General features: G+C 60.5%; 14 protein-coding genes. 11 read left to right on the top strand and 3 right to left on the bottom strand.

What is annotated here, in order from left to right:
- Positions 1–213: 213 nt before the first annotated feature.
- The 8 genes from PMI37_RS22670 to PMI37_RS22635 all read left to right on the top strand — a co-directional run bounded on the left by PMI37_RS22670 (position 214) and on the right by PMI37_RS22635 (position 7,023).
- The gene (locus PMI37_RS22670) at positions 214–615 is read left to right on the top strand and encodes a PaaI family thioesterase (protein WP_008085380.1); all 402 of its coding nucleotides are present in this window, start codon (positions 214–216) and stop codon (positions 613–615) included.
- An 80-nt stretch (positions 616–695) separates the two neighbouring features.
- Positions 696–1,688, top strand: coding sequence for an acyl-CoA desaturase (locus tag PMI37_RS22665; RefSeq protein ID WP_008085378.1), 993 nt, complete (start codon positions 696–698; stop codon positions 1,686–1,688).
- Between the two features lie 13 nt (positions 1,689–1,701).
- A complete protein-coding gene (locus tag PMI37_RS22660) occupies positions 1,702–1,977 on the top strand; it encodes an acyl carrier protein (protein WP_008085377.1) in 276 nt (91 codons plus the stop codon).
- The gene (locus tag PMI37_RS22655; protein WP_008085376.1) at positions 1,974–2,837 is read left to right on the top strand and encodes a class I SAM-dependent methyltransferase; all 864 of its coding nucleotides are present in this window, start codon (positions 1,974–1,976) and stop codon (positions 2,835–2,837) included. The genes PMI37_RS22660 and PMI37_RS22655 overlap by 4 nt, the downstream gene beginning before the upstream one ends.
- A 25-nt stretch (positions 2,838–2,862) precedes the next feature.
- Positions 2,863–4,113 carry a cytochrome P450 gene (locus PMI37_RS22650; RefSeq protein WP_008085375.1) on the top strand — a complete coding sequence of 417 codons (1,251 nt, stop codon included), beginning with the start codon at positions 2,863–2,865 and terminating at the stop codon, positions 4,111–4,113.
- A gap of 19 nt (positions 4,114–4,132) precedes the next feature.
- The gene (locus tag PMI37_RS22645) at positions 4,133–4,864 is read left to right on the top strand and encodes a thioesterase II family protein (RefSeq protein WP_008085374.1); all 732 of its coding nucleotides are present in this window, start codon (positions 4,133–4,135) and stop codon (positions 4,862–4,864) included.
- Positions 4,864–6,543 (top strand): fatty acyl-AMP ligase, encoded by a 1,680-nt coding sequence (locus tag PMI37_RS22640; protein ID WP_202949189.1) that lies wholly within the window; start codon positions 4,864–4,866, stop codon positions 6,541–6,543. The genes PMI37_RS22645 and PMI37_RS22640 overlap by 1 nt, the downstream gene beginning before the upstream one ends.
- Before the next feature lie 36 nt (positions 6,544–6,579).
- Positions 6,580–7,023: a PaaI family thioesterase gene (locus tag PMI37_RS22635; RefSeq protein ID WP_008085372.1), complete on the top strand. Its 444-nt coding sequence runs from the start codon at positions 6,580–6,582 to the stop codon at positions 7,021–7,023.
- Between the two features lie 116 nt (positions 7,024–7,139).
- Here the strand turns inward: PMI37_RS22635 and PMI37_RS22630 are convergent, their stop codons facing one another.
- The 3 genes from PMI37_RS22630 to PMI37_RS22620 form a co-directional block, all read right to left on the bottom strand.
- Positions 7,140–11,606: a hemagglutinin repeat-containing protein gene (locus tag PMI37_RS22630; protein ID WP_008085371.1), complete on the bottom strand. Its 4,467-nt coding sequence runs from the start codon at positions 11,604–11,606 to the stop codon at positions 7,140–7,142.
- A gap of 114 nt (positions 11,607–11,720) precedes the next feature.
- The gene (locus tag PMI37_RS22625; protein WP_008085370.1) at positions 11,721–13,448 is read right to left on the bottom strand and encodes a ShlB/FhaC/HecB family hemolysin secretion/activation protein; all 1,728 of its coding nucleotides are present in this window, start codon (positions 13,446–13,448) and stop codon (positions 11,721–11,723) included.
- Between the two features lie 108 nt (positions 13,449–13,556).
- Positions 13,557–14,690: an MFS transporter gene (locus PMI37_RS22620; protein WP_008085369.1), complete on the bottom strand. Its 1,134-nt coding sequence runs from the start codon at positions 14,688–14,690 to the stop codon at positions 13,557–13,559.
- Positions 14,691–14,789: 99 nt separating this feature from the next.
- On the opposite strand from PMI37_RS22620, the gene PMI37_RS22615 reads away from it, so the two are divergent.
- From PMI37_RS22615 to PMI37_RS22605, 3 genes are all read left to right on the top strand, one after another.
- Positions 14,790–15,554 carry an AraC family transcriptional regulator gene (locus tag PMI37_RS22615; protein WP_008085363.1) on the top strand — a complete coding sequence of 255 codons (765 nt, stop codon included), beginning with the start codon at positions 14,790–14,792 and terminating at the stop codon, positions 15,552–15,554.
- Positions 15,555–15,650: 96 nt separating this feature from the next.
- Positions 15,651–16,760 (top strand): HlyD family secretion protein, encoded by a 1,110-nt coding sequence (locus PMI37_RS22610; protein WP_008085361.1) that lies wholly within the window; start codon positions 15,651–15,653, stop codon positions 16,758–16,760.
- Positions 16,757–18,349, top strand: coding sequence for a DHA2 family efflux MFS transporter permease subunit (locus PMI37_RS22605; RefSeq protein WP_008085359.1), 1,593 nt, complete (start codon positions 16,757–16,759; stop codon positions 18,347–18,349). The genes PMI37_RS22610 and PMI37_RS22605 overlap by 4 nt, the downstream gene beginning before the upstream one ends.
- Positions 18,350–18,501 lie beyond the last annotated feature (152 nt).

Raw genomic sequence — 18,501 nt, 5'->3', positions numbered from 1 at the left:
ACGCCGCCGCTATCGTTCTTCGTCGTGGTCTGTCCATAGACCAAAGCCTGCTCAGCGCTATCAATCGTCCACTCGCCAGATCGCCGGCGTTGCGCACTGCAGTTCGTCGCCGACTTCTTCCCTGAACAATCAACAGGCTATTAGCCTGCGCATTACCGTGATCCAGAAAAATATAAAAACCCATGTGCTTATTACAATAAAAAGGAGCGCGAAATGGATATTCCGCACAATTTCGAACCGTTGTTCCGAACCAGCCCCTTCCTCGATCTGCTCGGTCCGTTCTTTTATCGCAAAGATGCCGAAGGCTTGACCATTGGCATTCGTGTAGAAGAAAAACACACCAATGCGCGCGGACTCGCCCATGGCGGGTTGTTCATGGCGCTGGCGGATGTTGCCTTGGGCTACAACACCGCTTTCTCGAAAAATCCCCCGCTCAAACTCGTCACCACGACACTCACCACCGACTTTGCCGGCTCGGCCAAGATCGGCGACTGGCTGGAAGCCAGCGTTGACATTCAAAAGACCGGCAGCCGCCTGGTGTTCGCCAATAGCTATATCAGCGTTGGCGAAGAGCGAGTGGTGCGGGCCAGTGCGTCTTTTCTAGTCGTCAGTTGAGGCGACAGCACCGTTACTGTCCATAACGAGAGTAACGGTCACCTCTAGCGTATATACGATTTGTCACGGAGCGATTGACGATGGACAGTGCTGCGCGTTTACCCGAGCTGGATCAGATTCCGCAAGATAAAAGCCAAACCAAAGATGTAAAACGCAAAGCGATCAGCAGCCCGTATTTCCATCGACTGCAACGCAAGCATTTTTTAATGTTCGATGTGCTTCCCGTACTGGGTGTCATCCTGGCGGGAATAATGGCGTTTTATATTCCGGTCAGTGGCGTCGATATCGGACTGTTTATCGCCTTCTGGGCGTTGACCGGAATCGGTGTCAGTGTCGGTTACCACCGGTATTTCACGCACCGTTCATTCAAGGCCAGGCCTGCCGTCGCTGTGACCCTGACAATCCTCGGTTCGATGGCCGGGCAAGGCGCCCTGCTGTCGTGGGTCGCCATGCATCGGCGTCACCACGAATTGAGTGATCAGCCGGGAGATCCGCACTCGCCCAACCTGCAAGGCCCCGGTTTCAAAGGCCTGATCAAAGGGCTGGTGCACTCGCACTTCACCTGGATGAAAGAACACGACTACCCCAACGTCGCCTACTACGCGCCGGACCTGATCCGTGATCCGCTCATTGCCAAGACCGCGCGTCATTACTACACCTGGGTGATTCTCGGGCTCGTCGCCCCGGCCATCCTCGGCGGCCTGCTGAGCCAGTCGTTGTGGGGCGTGGTGAGCGGTTTCCTGTGGGGCGGCGCGGTCAGAATGTTTGTCGTCGGCCACATCATCTGGTCCATCAACTCCCTGCTGCACCGCTTCGGCACCCGCCCCTATCAATCCAGAGACCACAGCCGCAATGGTGGCCTGTTCGGCTTATTCACCTTTGGCGAGTCGTGGCACAACAACCACCATGCCTTTCCCGAATCACCTTCTTTCGGGCTGCAATGGGCGGCCTTCGATCCCGGCTACTGGTTTATCCGTGGCTTGAGCCTGGTGGGGCTGACCTGGGATCTACGCGTGCCCACCGTGCAGCGCAGAACCAGTCGCAAAAAAAGAAACGTCCAAACCCAACAATAAGGAACACTCGATCATGACCGCCTATGAATCTGCTCCGATCACAAAAGAACTGGCTATCCAATGGTGCAAAGGCCAGATCAGCCAACTGCTCAATGCGCCCGGCAGCACTATTGACGAAGATAAAGACTTCAGCGAGTTGGGGCTCGACTCGTCTCTGGCCGTGTCGTTGCTGATTGAGATCGAACAGGAATACGGCGTGGAAATTTCCGCAGAAGAATTGTTCGATAACCCCAACATCACAGCGGTCGCCGAACTGATCATCGCTGGCGCCGGGAAGTCGGGAAAATGAACGACCTGACCGCCGAACATCGATTGCAACAAGAGTCGAAAGCGATACGTCATCACTACGATGTCGGCAACGACTTTTTTGAGCTCTGGCTCGATCCGACGCTGTCCTATTCCTGCGCCGTGTGGGCCGACAGTGAAACGCTGGAAAGCGCGCAAACGCAAAAAATCGACTATCACCTTCAAGCGATAGGCGCGAAAAACCTGCAATCGGTGCTTGATATCGGCTGTGGCTGGGGCGGTGTGCTGGCGGCCCTGGAGAAGTTGCCCAACATCAAGCACGCCGCCGGTTTGACGCTCAGCGATGAACAAGCGGCCTATGTCCGCAGCCAGGCCTATTCGAAAGTCTCTGTGGAGATCAAAAACTGGCAGGAGTACGCCCCCGCCGAACCGTTTGACGGGATCATTTCAATCGGCGCGTTCGAGCACTTCGCCTCTCCCGCCGACAGCGTGGAGGAAAAAATTGCCATTTACCGGCGTTTCTTCACGGCCTGTCGTGACTGGTTGAAACCCGAAGGAAGACTGTCGCTGCAGACCATCGCTTACGGGGCGATGTCCCGGGACCAGGCCAGCCGTTTTTTCAACGAAGACATATTTCCCAATGCCGATCTGCCGACCCTGGCAGAGATCGCCAAAGCGGCGGAAGGCATTTTCGAAATCCAACGGGTCGACAACGGCCGGCTGGATTACGCAAGAACCTGTGAAGAATGGTATCGCCGCTTGTCCGCCAACAAAGCCGTGGCGACACAACGTGTCGGCGAGGCGATTGTGGCGCGTTATCTGCGCTATCTGAAGATGTCGGCTTATGGATTTCAGTTCGGCAAGATCCAACTGCTGAGACTGCAACTGCAAGCCATTCGATAATCCATCTGGTGGAAGGAACCTCACGATGTCTGATGGTGCTCAGGGCCAACTGTTGTCCTCCGGCAAACCGCCGCAATTGCCGCGTTTCAATCCTTTTTCCGCTGAATTTCGTGAGACGCCATACGCGGTTTACCGTCAATTACGCGAGCTGAACCCGCTGCACAAAGTGCTAGGGATGTGGGTCGTCACCCGGCATGCCGACGTCATGAGCATCCTGCGTGACCGCAGCTGCAACGCCAGCATCATTCCCAGACAGGTCGATAACCAGGCGGCGCGGTTTGGTCGCGACAACGCGCCGTTTCAGCGACTGGCCTACAAATCAATCGTCTTCACCGAGAACCCCGACCATCATCGTTTGCGAAAGATGATGAACATCGCTTTCTCGGCCGTGGCCATCGACGGCTTGCAAGACTCGATTGAAACGATAACTCAAGCGCTGCTGCAAGACGCTCACAAGCACGGCGGCATGGACATCATCGCGGGCTTGGCGCAGCCCTTGCCGCTTCGCGTGATGTGCGAATGGATCGGCTTACCGGCTGAAATGCACGCGACCATCGATACCTGGACCCATGCCATCCGCTTCCTTCTGGAACCGGGATTGATGGTCAAAGACGACTTCGAAAAAGTCAGCCAGGTGCTCGATGAATACATGGCCTATCTGTCCGGCGTGATCGCCGAACGCAAGCGCAACCCGAAACAGGATCTGATCAGTCAACTGCTGGCCCTGGAAATCGACGGCGACCGCCTGACCGACGAAGAGCTGATCTTCGTCTGCATCATGTGCTTCGTTGCCGGCAATGAAACCACTAAAAGTCTGATCGGCAACGGCATTCATGCCTTGCTTGAACAGCCCGATCAATTGCAGTTGCTGCAAGACCGACCGGCGCTGATTGCCGGTTGTGTGCAAGAGGTGCTGCGCTTCGAAACGCCGCTGCAACACACCAAACGCTTCGCCACCAAGGATCTGCTCCTGGATGGCCAGACCATCAAGGCCGGTGATCAGATTCTGCTGTGCCTGGGTTCCGCCAACCGGGATGAACAGGTCTTTGCCGGGGCCGAGCGCTTCGACATCGAGCGCAAGACCAAAGGCCATCTGGCCTTCGGCTACGGCATGCACGGTTGCCTCGGTGCGTTATTGGCCGAGCGGCAGATGCAGACCGTGCTGCAACGATTACTGGACGGGCCGCGCTGGGTGCGTCGTGACGAAAAGCCGTCGTGGCAGACAGGCAGTTTCATCGTTCGCAGCCTGTCCTCCCTCGATGTCCAGTTTGTATGACGCGCTCAGGCAGGTTGAAATGCACACACCGACACGCTCGCTGATCTGTTTCCCTCATGCCGGCGGCAGTAACGCCACGTACAACGGATGGGGATCGCGTCTCGCCGATTCCGTTCGAAGAATCAAACTCGCCTGCTTCGACAGCCCTGCGCATCGCGCCCGGTTTACCGATGTCGACAGCCTGTCGGCGCAAATCGCTGAACAGCTGTGCCACGAACGTCAACCACTGGCGTTTTATGGTCATAGCATGGGGGCGATATTGGCTTATGAGGTGGCCTGCAAGCTTTCACTGGTTAATCCGCACCAGGTTGCGCACGTGTTTGTGTCGGGCCGACGCGCGCCGCAGTTGGCCGCTCGACTCGCGCCGATCCACACCTTGTCCGACCCGGCGTTTCTTGGCGAGCTGATCGCCTACGGCGGCGTTCCGGCCGCGATCGGCAACAACAACCGAATGTTGAATGCACTGTTGCCGGTCATCCGCAGCGACCTCGCCCTGGTAGAGCGTTATGACTTTGAGCCGGCGCGCAGACTGAATTGCCCGATCACGGCCATCTACGCCACCCACGACCCGGTGGTTGAAAGTGCTGAGCTGATGGCCTGGCGCGAACGCACCACGGGCGCCTTCCATTTCCATGAATTGAGTGGCGACCACTTCTTCCATTCCTCGCAACCCCAAGCGTTGGTCGACATCATTCATCACGCGCTGAACGCTGACGGCACCCGGAGGGCTGAATGCAAAAGTTTCGCGTGATGACCGACTGCCTCGACCGCCATAACGAGCAATGCCCGGATAAACCAGCGTATATTTTTCTGTCAGAAAAACTCGCGCCGGAAACACAGCTGACCTTCGCCGAGCTGAGAAACCAGGCGAGGCAATTTGCCGGGCGGCTGTTACAAACCACACAAAAAGGTGACCGGGCGTTATTGATCTTCCCCGCCGGGCTGGATTTCATCGTCGCGTTTCTCGGCTGCCTGTACGCGGGTGTCGTCGCCGTTCCCCTGTGCCCGCCCAACAAGAAGCGCTCGCAACGCACCCTGCAAGGCATCATCGATGACTGCTCGCCGCGCCTGATCATTACCCTCAAGGCCTTGAGCAGTGCGCTCAAGGATCCCGAGCAGCAACCATCGCCGTTGTGGCTCGAAATGGACCACTGGCCAGACGCGCAACCGCCGGGCCTGACGGCGCCATGGCCGAGCGTGGAGGCGCAGGACCTGGCATTTATTCAATACACCTCAGGCTCAACGTCCGCGCCCAAAGGCGTGATGGTCACGCACGCCAATATCGTTGCCAATCAGGCGATGATTCGCCAGGCGTTCGGCCACGATCCCGACTCTACCGTCGTGGGTTGGGTGCCGCATTACCACGACCAGGGCCTGATCGGAAATATCTTGCAGCCGCTGTACGTTGGCGCCACCAGTGTGCTGATGTCGCCCGTCACCTTCATGCGCTGGCCACTGCGTTGGCTTCAGGCGATTTCCCTGTATCAGGCGCGCACCAGCGGCGGGCCCAACTTTGCTTTTGGTGCCTGTGTCAAAGCGCTGGAACGTGAGCCGGACATCGAACTGGATCTGCGCAGCTGGCAACTGGCGTTCAACGGCGCCGAGCCCATTCGCATCGAGACGCTGCAAGCGTTCGCAACGGCCTTCCAGCGATTTGGCTTTGATCCGGCAGCCATGTATCCGTGTTATGGCCTGGCCGAATGCACGTTACAAGCGGCGGGCGGCATCAAGGGAATCGGCGTGAAGACCCTCGATGTCGACGGGCCGGCGCTGCGCGAGGGCAAGGTTGTGCCCAGCGATTCGCCCTTCAGCCAAACGCTGGTGAGCTCAGGCGCAGCGTTGCCGGGCACACATATCGCGATCGTTGACCCCGTCAGCGGAGGCGCCTGTGCACCGCTGGCCATCGGCGAGATCTGGATAGCCGGCGCGCATGTTGCGCGGGGCTACTGGCAGCGTGAATCGCTCACCGCGGAAACTTTCTCCAACCGGTTATCAGACGGTATTCAACCGACCTATTTACGTACCGCCGACCTTGGTTTTATTCACCAGGGGGAGCTATATGTAACGGGGCGAATAAAAGACATGGTCATTATTCGCGGCAAGAACTATTACCCCCAGGACATCGAGCACAACGTGTGGTCCGCACACCAAGGCCTGGAGCATTCTGCTTGCGCGGTATTTTCGCTGCCCGACGCTGAGGACAAGTTGATCATTGTTCAAGAAGTACGCCGGGAGTGGCGCAAGAAAATGCTTGCCGACGACGTTATCCCGCTGATCCGTCAGGCCGTGGTGGTGAACAATGAAATAACGCCCTACGACATCGTTTTACTGATGCCGGGGAAACTGCTGAAAACCAGCAGCGGCAAAATCATGCGCAACGCAATACGCGCTCAGTACATGGATAAAACACTCGAGCGATGGCTCGGTTAGTGTCGTTCATCAATGCAGACGTTAAGGATAAAGACCATGGAAGATTTCACTGCAAGCAACCCTGATTTCGACAAACATGTTCAATTCGCCGTACTCAGTATGCCGGCGGCAAAACTGCTGGGTTTCCATTACAACTTCCTCAAACCCGGCCATTGTGAAATCGAGCAGCCCACGCGCAAGGAACTCACCCAGCACAACGGCTACTTCCAGGGCGGCATCATCGGCGCCCTGGCTGACTTCGCCGGTGGTTCGGCCGCAGGCACCCTGCTGCCCCCCGGCTGGATCAACATGACCACCGATTTCACCGTCAAACTGATCGCCCCCGCCGACGGTGAAAAGCTGCTGGCACGAGGACGCGTCATCAACGCCTCGCACAACACCACGGTGGCGGCTGCCGATTTGTTTGCGGTGAAAGAAGGCAAGGAAACACTCTGCGCGACCGCGCTGGTCACGATGCGAAATATTCCGTTGAAGGCATGAGGACGAAATAAAAAAGGCGCGAGCCTGCTCGACTTCGCGGTATTCAGAGCCCAATGGCTTGGCTGAAATAACGCGATCGCGAGCACGCTCACACCTTCAGGTTTGACGGTGGTCCTTTAGCCTTTGTGGTCGATACCGGCCTGCAGGGTCTGGCTGTCCAGGTGCCCGCTGAGGGTGACCGGACCGACTTTCAGGTTGCCGTTTTCAAGGGAAACCCTGGGCACGTTTTCCTCGGTTTTCTGTGGCAGGTCCAGTTCGGCTTTGACCCCGAAGTCACGGTTGTTCAGCTCGGTGTTGCTGACCTTGGAACCGCCCAGATCAACCTTGCCGTCAGCCGACGAAATCCGCGCGCCGGTCAACTGCGTAGTGCCCCCCACTGCCAGGTTCACACGTTGGCTGCCACTGAGGCCGGACGCCTGCGTAACGCTGTCCTTGTGCGCGTATTCACCCTGCGCTTTCAGTGTCGGTTTGTAATCGGTGCCGGCGAGTTTTTCCTTGTCGCCCGGTGGATTTTTCTTCGCGGTCAGGCCCAGGTCAACCTCGACTTTGGCCTGGTTGCGGCTGTCCTGACGGCTCTCGACAGTCAGATCGCCAGCGACGTTGCCGCTGACTTTTTTCGCCTCGATGCGCGCGCCCGCCAGTTGTGCATCACCGGCACTGCTAAGCGCCACGGTGTCAGCCTTGATCTGGCTGTTCTGCTGGGTGGTGCCTTGCGAGTAATCGACACCAACCTTGGCCCCGGCATTGAAGCCGTGATCGCTGCTTGCTTGCTCATCAGCAGCGGTCGGTTTCTTGCTGCTGAGGTTACCGCCGGCATTCAGCGCGACATTCCAGTTATTGCGGCTGTCGGTCGACTGCGCCGACTCCTGCACGTAACCGCCCTTCTGCGCATCGATGCTGACGTTCGGCGCGCCGACCTGGGTGCCTTGCAGGTGCACCGCATCGCCACTCAACGCGATACCGCCCGAAGCATTGAGCTGCCCACCGCTGAGGGCTTGCGAATGCTCATTGATCTGGCCGATGTTGAAGTTGCCACTGAGATTGCCGCCCTGATCGCGGCTCTTCTCGCTGCTGGTTTTGCTGCCGCCGCCCTTCAGGCCACCGCCCAGATTGCTGCCGGTGGCGTTGTGCGTGGCGGTGGCTGCTTGCAGATCGAGCTTGCCGTCAGCATGCAAGTCAATAGCACCCGCGCTGTCGATCTGCGTGCCTTGCTGGACCTGATTGCCGCCGCTGCTCAACTGCACGCCATTGCCGCTGATACTTGCCACATGGGCCTGCGTGTCAGTGGTTTGCTTGCCGCTGTGATCGAGCTGGAACCCGGCGCCAAGGTCGACGTTGCTGCCATCGGTGCCCGGCAAGGTGCCGACCGTCAGCGAGCCATTGCCGCGCAGGCTGGCATCGCTGTTGCGCTGGCGGTCGTTGGCCTGATTCAGCGCCAGATCGCCAGCGGTCTTGATGTTCACGCCGCCCTGCCCGCCGTCGAAACGGCTGCCTTCGAATTGGCCGTCGCCACCGACTTTGATGTTCACGCCCTGGCTGCCGGCATAAGCGCCAACCACGGCGGTGGACGTGTCTTTACTGGACGTACTGCTGCCACCCGCGCCGCTGCCGGCAACGTTCACGTCTTCGCCGGTTTTGGTGTAGACGCGCACGTCGACCTTGGCGTCGACCTTGTTGTCGGTGCTGCTGTGAGTGTTGCTCGCGGCATCGGCGACCAGGGTGTCGGCGCTGATGTTCACCTTGCCGGCGCCAGCGTTGTACTGCGTGCCTTGGTCGTGCAGCGTGCCGGCGACCTTCACGTCGACAGTGCCGCCGTCAAAACGGCTGACCACGGCGTTGCTGTTTTGCTCGGTGTTGCTGGCGCTGCCATGGCCCACCGCAACATCGATACCGACGTTCGGTTGACCGAGATTGGCCAGCGCGTCTTTGTCCGGCACCTTGCCGGCGAGCACGTCCTTGACGGCACCGGCGATCGGCCGGGCGATGTCCTTGTACTCGACATTCGCGCCAACGTCCGCCGACCAATTGCTCTCGCTATGGTGGCTGCTTTCAGTGTTGCTGGCGGCGCGATTGTCGACTTCGTTGGCGGCGACATTCAGGCCATTACCGGCCTTGAGTTGCGCCCCCTCGGTCGTGACTTTGTCGGCATTGATGTGCAGGCTACCGCTGCTCTGCACCTGGGTGGTTTGCGCGGTGGTTTTGTCGGTGCTGTCCTGCGCCGTGCTGTGGGCAAAATCGACGCCACTGCCGGCACGGTCAAGGCCGCCGGTGTAGTAGAAACCGCCGCCGGTGCTGCTGTTCTCGGTGGAGGTTTTATGGCTGTCTTGCTCAGCCAGCAACGAGACATTTTTGCCGGTCAGCGTGGTATCGCCTGCGCTGGAGTTGACCTCTGCGCCCTTGATCGTCACATCACCGCCGGCCTTCACCTGCACGCTGGCGCCAGTGAGGCTTGAGCCTTGCTGGGTGACGTCGTTGCGGGTCACGGTTTGCTGCTTGTCTTCGTAATGCACGCCGGCGCGATACTGCTCCGGGCTCTGCTCTTTGGCGTAAGCATCGAAGCCACGGGTTTGCGTGGTGGCGCTGCTGTCAGCGGTGTTCTGCGTGGAGTGCACATTGACATCCCCTGCCGCGTCAGCTGTCAGCGCACCGCCAGCCTTGACCGTCGAGCCGGCCACTTCAATGTCCTTGGCGCTCTTGAGCTTGAGATTGCTGTCAGACACCAGTTCGCTGCGCACCGTGGTGCTGTCCTGGCGGTTCTGCCGCGACTCGTCCTTGGTGATACCGAAGAACTTGCTGTCCTTGTCGTGGTTGTTGCTGTGCGAGGTGTCCTGCACGCCGTCGATGATCAGCGAGCCCTTGTCACTGATCACGCTCGCCTCCGTGCCACCGCGCACCTGGCTGCCGCTGATGCGCACGTCGTCAGCCTTGACGATCAGTTTGCCGGCGGCGTTGATCTTGCTGCCCTGATGCTGGGTCTGGCCTTTGTCGGCATCGCCGGTCTTGCCGAAGAAACCACCGCCGACCAGGTCACCGGAATAACGGTTGTCGCTGCTGCGGTTGGTTCGTGTCGCCGTGGTGATGTCCACCTGTTTGCCGGCCAGTTGCACGTCGCCCGAGCTGTTCAGCTCAGCGCCCTCGGAGCGCAGCAGTCCAGCGGTTTGCAGGGCGATGTTGCCGCCCTTCAACTGGCTGGTGACGCTGCGCTGTTCTTCGCTACTGGTGTTCCAGTCGGCTTTCCACAGGTGTTTGCGATGATTGCCCTGATCGGTCTGCGTATGGCTGTCGGTGGCGGCGGTCAGGCGCAGATCGCCGCCGCTTTTGACCTCGAGCGTCTTCGCCGCTTCGACTTTGGCCGCTTTCAGTTCAGTGTCTTGGCCGGACGACAGCTTGACGTCGCGGCTGGCGACGATCTGGCTGCCGTGCTGGCGCGATTCGCTGTCGGTCTGGGTGCGATCGTAGGTTTCCCAGGTGATGCCGATGGTGCTGTTGTTCCAGTTTTCACGCTTTTCCTGAAGCTTGCGGCTTTCGACCGTGCTCAGGGTCAGGTTGCGCTTGGCGTCGACCGCAACGTCGCGGCCGCTGACATCGGTGGCCGCCAGGGTCAGGTCCTTGCCGCTATGCAAGCCGACATCGCCCTGACTGCTGCGAATCCCGGCGCGGGTGACGTCGAGGCTGTTGGCTACGGCTTCACCGCTGACCGTGAGGTCACCGGCAGAGCGAATCTGCACGCCGTCACGACCGGCGACTTGCACCGCCCCCACGCGCACACCGGCACCTTCGGCGGTGCTGACAATGTTGATGCGCCCGGCTTGCATCGCACCGAACAGGCTGGCGTCGATGCGTTGATCAGCCGTGTTGCCCGCCGGGTCCACGGTTTTCACCTGGCCGCTGGCGTAATCGACCTGATTGCGGCCGACCGTGAGGTTCAATTGATCGCGCGCGCTGATTGCGCCCTGGCTGTCGATGCGCGGGGCGATCAGGTTGATCGAGCCCTCAGCGTTACGCAGACCACCGCCCTGAATCTGCAACTGACCGCTGGCGTCGCGGGTGTTCAGGCTTTGCAGTTTGCCGTCGACCAACTCCGGACGACCGACCAGCAGATTGGCGTTTGGCGTGTTGATGAAACTGCCGCCATTGACCGAGATGCCGTTAGGGTTGGCCAACACGTAATCGGCAGCACGGCCGAAAATTTCCTGCGCGCCATTAATGGCCGACGGGTTGCGGCTGATCACTTCGTTGAGGATCACGCTCGCCGCTTGCCCCTGCAGTTGCGGGTTGGCCGCCAGTTGCCCGGCGAGCTGCGATTGCCCGGCCTGCAAGGCATTGTTCAGCACCAGGCCCTGCCGGTCGACGTTGTAGTCGAGGAACTGGTTATGCGACAGGCCCGAGCCGTTGGGCGCGACGATGTTGACGATGGGCACACCGCCCTGGACTTGCAATTGCGCGGTGCCGCCGGGGCCCGGTGCGACCACGACGCCGCCGGCCATCGCGCTCGGCAGGTGCACGGCGAAGAACAGGCTGGCAATCGCCCAGCGCAATTTGCCCCGTGGCGAAAGATGAAATGCAAAGGTGTGGGCTGGCATAAAAACGTCTCCATGTGAGTACGGCATCACGTCGCGCGTTTTAATTTTTGGCCGTGGCTGACGCGCTCAGATCCGACGGCTATTGGTTCACTGCGTTAGCGGTTCATGTGGCGGTCATATCTGCACCCCGACACGCATCAGCCAGGTTTCTGGCTCGTGCTGCAAGCCGTTCGGGGTGTTGAGGGCGCGTTGGTAATCGACGTCCACTTGCAGATTTTTCCAGCCCAGGTTGAGGCCGACATTGGCGCCGCTCAGACGTTGGCCCTGAGCGCCGTGATCGGCCTTGATCCAGCCATTGTCGAGGCCCACGCGCGGGGTGATCTGCACCGGCCATTCGCTACGCAGCGGCAGGCGCAAGGTGTTGCGCCAGATCGCGCCACTGGCACCCGACGCACTGCTGACGCGATAACCGCGCACCGCTGAATCGTCGGTGCCGAGCAGTTGTTCGATGGCCGGCAATGGGTCCGGGCTGTATTGCACGTTGAGCTGGCTCTGCCATTGCCAGGTTTGCCCGCCGAGCTGGCCGTTGCGCCACTGGCTGAGGCCGGCGCGGTATTTGCGAAACTGCGCCTTGGGCAGGTTGTTGATCTGATGCTGCGAATCGTTGTCGGCACCGAACCAGCGCAGGCCTTGGGCGTAATTGAGGTCGAGGTTCCACACCGCGCGGTCGAGCCAGAACAGGTTGAGCCCGGCCTCGGCCACGGTCAGCGTCGGGCTCTGAATGCCCAGGCGCACGTCTTCCAGATAACTGTCGACGTCCTTGTGCGCCAGTTGCAGGTTGGCGCTGAGCTGACGGCTCTGATCGCGCCACAACACGCGGTCGGCGCGCAGGCTGACCTGGTCGGTGATGCCGGTGCTGTGAAAGGTCACGCTCGGCAGTTTGAACGGCGCGCGGTATTCGGCATGGCTGGCGAACACGCTGTACGTCCAGTAGCCGTAGGGAATCGCGTAATAAAGACTGGCGTTGCGGTTGTAACGATCGCCCTGATTGAGCGTGTCGCTGGCACTGACGCTCAGCAGATCGTTGAGTTGCAGCGGGCTGTCGAGGCTCAGGCTGACGCTGTCGCGGTCGCGCCCGGTGCTGGCGCTGCCGAGGTTGTCGACACCCGCGCTCAAGGCCCAGCGTGAAGGCGTGGCGCCGCGCGAACGCAAGATGATCCGCGACGCACCGGGCTGGCTGCCGGGGGCGATGTCGGCGGTGAGATCGAGTGAGCGCAGGCGATTCAACTGATCGAGGCCCTGCTCCAGATCGCGCAGGTTCAACGGCTCGCCGAGCATGTTGGGGAATGCGCCACCGAGGGACACCGGCAGGCTCTGATCAGCCAGTTCGATCGACTCGATGTAGCCTTCGTCAACGCGAATATCCAGCGACTGTCCCGCCGCCGGGGCGCTGACCAGGTACGGGCGACTGGCGATGTAGCCTTTGTCGACGTAGCTCGCCGTGATGGTCGCCAGCAGATGATTGATCTGGCCGACGCCCACGCACGGTGCCAGCAGCGGTTTGATGCGCGCGTTGAGTGTGGCGCTGTCGATCAGCGTGACGCCGCCGATGCGCGTGCCGCTCAACGGCCAGCAGTGCTCATCGGCGGTGACGGTTGGCGGGACGGCCGGCGTGACCGGCGCCGGGCCGAACGCGCCGCGCTCCAGCTGACGACGACGCTGTTCGATTTGCAGTTGTTGCAGATCGCGCTGCTGCTGTTGTTGCTGGCGCAGCACTTCCTGGCCCGGCGCGACAGGTTCGGCCGCTTCAATCGAGGAGGCACAGACACTCAACACAAAGGCCGACAACAGCGGGCAACGCGTGGTACGACGACGAAATACAGCGCGAAACGGATACGGCACGCAACTTCCTTGCGATCATCAAATGGCGTAATGCCATGTCATCAATGATCGTGATAGTCGGAGCCCTCCTACACAAATGCAAGACGCTTCCTACAGCGCTTACATTTCTTAAACAATTGCTTTGATTGGCTTTATCGCCAACAGCAGGGCCACGGCGCTGCACGCTATCAGGGTTTCCCCGAGGGCCTGAGACCAGCCGGCAAGCATCAACCCAGCGCCAATCAACAGGTAATACATCAACCCCAACAAAGCCCCGGCGGTGCCCAAACGATCAGCGTAATCAACCAGTGCCATGCCGAGAATATTCGGAATCGCCATGCCGAACGCCAACACGATCAGCAACATCGGCAACACAAACGCGACGCTGTCCTGCAGCCACCAAACGCCGAATCCACCGAGCAGACCGCTGACGGCGGCGAGGCGAATCAACTGCAAAGCATTGCCTCCCGCCTTGAGTAACCGTCGGTTGAACCATGCTCCAAAACCTGAGCCCAGCGCGAGGATCACGCCGCTGTAGCCGAACCAGGCATCACTCAGGCCCAGACGTTGAAACTGGAACAGTGCAAGGCTGTAATAACTGAACAAGGCGACGTTGAACGCGGCGACCCACAACGCCGAGCGCCAGATGCCGAGGTCACGCAACATGCGCCCGAGGGTTTCCCACAGGCAGACGTGTGGCAGTTGTTCCGGCCGGGTTTCCGGCAAGCTGTAAACGCTCCATACCCAGAGCAGCGAAGCCAGCAACAACAACGCGCCCAACACACCGCGATAGCCGAAAGCCTGAACCAGACTGGCGCCACTGAACAAACCGATTGCGGGGCTGGCCGCCAGCGCGATGCCCACCAGCGAAAACACCTGCGCCAATTCCGCGCCCTTGAAGCGATCGCGCAGCACGGTTTGCGTGACCACCGAGCCGACCGCCGCCCCGAATGCTGCCGTTGCCTGAACCATCAACAGTCCAGTGAAACTGTCGACCCGCAACCCCACCACCGTGGCCAGCGCGTAAATCGCCAGCCCCGCGAGCATCGTCGGCCGTCGGCCCATGCGGTCGCACAACCGCCCCCAGACCACCACGCCCACGGCAAAGGCGAGGAAATATACCGACAAGGTTTGTGCCGCCGCTTCCGGACCAACGTTGAATACCCGGCCGATATCGCCCAACGCCGGGCTGTAAAGGGTTTGCGCAATCTGCGGAAACATCAGCAGCGCAATCGCCAGCAGCAACAGATTTCTGTTGTTCATCCTTTGTCACTCCTCAAGTAAAAGCGCTGAGGAGTTTAAGAAGCGTCAGCTGGCGTATTATCCGAATCCTGCCAACTTATCGCTGAAATCGGACAACCCATGGCCTGGCTCGATGCCCACGCAACGTTTGACGCCGACAGTTATCCCGCGCCCGTCATCGGCATCGCGGCGACCTTGGGCGACCACGATTCCGGCTTGCATCTGCACCAGCGTGGGCAACTGCTATTCACTCGTCAGGGCTGCACGCGCATCACCCTCGCCCAGCAACTGTGCCTGCTGCCACCGTCGCGGGCGGCGTGGATTCCACCGGGCGTCAGTCATCGTGCGGTGATGCAGCAAAGCGTCGATTATCGTTCGATCTATCTGAGCGCCGAACTCTGTCGCGAGCTGCCGCAGCAGGTGTGTGTGATAGAGGTCAGTGCGCTGCTGCGCGCGGTGCTGGAGCCAATGGCCACGGCGGATTTCGACACCGATTGGCAGCAAGGCAAATTCGCTCATCTGCTGGGCCTGTGCCTGAGCGAAATGGCAGAAGCAGCGCAGCAACCGATGCTCTTGCCACTGCCTCGCGACAAGCGCCTGACTCCGCTATTGGCCCAGCCCGAGCAGTTGCCCCCGGAGCTGCAAGTGCTGGAACGGCAGATCGGCGCCAGCAGCCGCACCATCGGCCGGATCTTCCAGCGCGACACCGGCATGAGCTATCAACAATGGCGCCAGCAATGGCGGCTGATGCGCTCGATGGAATTGCTCGCCACCGGGCGCAGCCTCAGCTACTGCGGTTTCGAGCTGGGGTTTGCCAGCGACAGCGCGTTTATCGCCTTCTTCAAGGCTATGACCGGCAGCACACCGGGGCACTGGCTCAAGTAAGCACCTGACGACCGGCTGCAAAAATCAATTGCGACTAAATATTACCTGCGTCATATTATGGCCGTAATAACGATCCATTTCCTCAGGTATTCCGCCATGACCAGCATGCCCACCCTCGAACCTGTTGTGGTGAAGACCCGGCCTCCCCTGCTTAAACGCCTGTTGCTTCCCGGTGCCGGCCTGCTCGCACTGATCTTCGCCGGCGTGTACGCCGTGCATTGGTGGGGCGCCGGGCGTTTTCTCGAGGAAACCGACGACGCCTACATCGGTGGCGACGTAACGGTGATCGGGCCGAAAGTAGCCGGTTACATCGACGAAGTACTGGTCAGCGACAACCAGCACGTCAAGGCCGGCGACGTGTTGATTCGCCTCGACGCCCGCGACTACCGCGCCAATCTGGCCAAGGCCGAAGGCGCCGTGGCCGCTGAAGAAGCGTTGCTGGCCAACCTCGACGCCACCGAACAGCTGCAACAAGCGGTGATCGGCCAGGCCCGCGCCGGCATCGATGCGGCCGGCGCGGAAACCGCGCGTTCGCGGGATGACAACGCGCGCTACAAACGGCTGGTGACCACCAATGCGGTGTCGGTGGAAAGTGCGCAACGCGCCGACGCCACCTTCAAAACCGCACAGGCCCTGAGTGCCCGCGCCCAGGCCGAACTGCTTGCCGCGCAACGCCAACTCGCCGTCATCGACACGCAAAAACAGCAAGCCCGCGCCGCCCTCCAGCAAGCCCGCGCCGAACGCGATCTGGCGCAATTGAACCTCGTTTACACCGAGCTGCGCGCGCCGATGGATGGGGTCATCGGCAATCGCCGTGCGCGGGTCGGCGCTTATGCGCAGGCCGGTTCGCAGCAACTGTCGGTGGTGCCGGCCAGCGGCTTGTGGGTCGACGCCAACTTCAAGGAAGACCAACTGGCGCGGATGAAGCCGGGCCAGCGTGTGAGCATTCGCGCCGATGTGCTTTCGGGTCAGGAATTCCACGGTCGTCTCGACAGCCTCGCACCGGCCACCGGTTCGCAGTTCAGTGTCTTGCCGCCGGAAAACGCCACCGGCAACTTCACCAAAATCGTCCAGCGTGTGCCGGTGCGCATCCTCCTCGATCCGGCCGACGGAGTGCTCGGTCATCTGCGTCCGGGGCTGTCGGTGACGGCCGAAGTCGACACCCGCGCCCAACCTGAAACCAGCGCCGTGGCTGTTGCGCCATGAGCGCCACCCTCGCCGCCCCCGCGCAACCGTTCAACCCGGCGGACATGGCCACAGCGACCAAGGTGTTCGCCTTCGCAACCATGTGCATCGGCATGTTCATTGCGCTGCTCGACATCCAGATCGTCTCGGCATCGCTGCGTGATATCGGCGGTGGCTTGTCCGCCGGCACCGACGAAACCGCGTGGGTGCAGACCAGCTACCTGATTGCCGAAATCATCGTGATTCCGCTGTCGGGCTGGCTGTCGCGGGTGTTCTCGACGCGTTGGTTGTTCTGCGCGTCGGCGGTCGGTTTCACTCTCGCCAGCCTGCTCTGCGGCATCGCCTGGAATATCCAGAGCATGATCGCCTTTCGTGCACTGCAAGGTTTTCTTGGCGGCTCGATGATTCCGCTGGTATTCACCACGGCGTTCTTTTTCTTCACCGGTAAACAACGAGTGATTGCCGCGGCGACCATTGGTGCAGTGGCTTCACTGGCGCCGACCATGGGTCCGGTGATTGGTGGCTGGATCACCGATATTTCCTCGTGGCACTGGCTGTTCTACATCAACTTGATCCCGGGGATTTTCGTCGCGGTGGCGGTGCCGATGCTGGTGAAGATCGACCAGCCGGAACTGTCGCTGCTCAAGGGCGCGGACTACCTGAGCATGGTCTTTCTCGCGCTGTTTCTCGGTTGTCTTGAGTACACCCTCGAAGAAGGGCCGCGCTGGAACTGGTTCAGCGACCAGACCATTCTGACCACCGCGTGGATCAGCGGCCTCGCTGGATTGGCGTTCATTGGCCGGACATTGCACGTGGCCAATCCGATCGTCGATCTGCGCGCATTGAAGGATCGCAATTTCGCCCTCGGCTGCTTCTTTTCGTTCGTCACCGGCATTGGTCTGTTCGCGACGATTTATCTGACGCCGCTGTTTCTCGGGCGGGTGCGCGGCTACAGCGCACTGGACATTGGTCTGGCGGTTTTCTCCACGGGCGTGTTCCAGATCATGGCGATTCCGCTGTATGCCTTTCTGGCCAATCGCGTGGATCTGCGCTGGATCATGATGGTCGGGTTGGGCTTGTTCGCGGTGTCGATGTGGGAGTTCAGCCCGATCACCCACGACTGGGGCGCGGGGCAACTGATGCTGCCGCAGGCGCTGCGCGGAATTGCCCAGCAATTGGCGGTGCCGCCGGCCGTGACGCTGACCTTGGGCGGGTTGGCGCCAGCGCGGTTGAAGCATGCGTCGGGGCTGTTCAACCTGATGCGCAATCTTGGCGGGGCGATTGGCATTGCCGCGTGCGCGACCATTCTCAATGATCGCACCAACCTGCACTTCACCCGGCTGGCCGAGCATCTGAACAGCAGCAACGAAGCGATGAATCAGTGGCTGTCGCAGGTCGGCGGCAACCTCGCCACCCTGGGTCAGAACGGCGACATTGGCGTCACCGCCAGCCTGCGGCAGTTATGGCTGCTGACTTACCGGGAGGCGCAGACGCAAACCTACGGCGACACCTTCCTGATGATCGGCGTGTGCTTCGTCATCGCCACGGCGATGGTGCCCTTGATGCGCAAGGTCCAACCCCCCGCCGCGCCGAGTGCCGACGCCCATTGATAAACCCCTGCGATCTTTGGATCTGGCCTTGAACATCAAAATCAAAAGATCGCCCGGGGGCGCCTGGGTTCTGTAGGAGCTGACGAGTGCAACGAGGCTGCGATCTTTTGATCTGGCTTTGAAAGTCAAAATCAAAAGATCGCAGCCTGCGG

Origin of the sequence: Pseudomonas sp. GM80 (assembly GCF_000282515.1) — a bacterium.
Classification (GTDB): domain Bacteria; phylum Pseudomonadota; class Gammaproteobacteria; order Pseudomonadales; family Pseudomonadaceae; genus Aquipseudomonas.
This window is presented reverse-complemented; position numbering and strand designations above follow the sequence as displayed.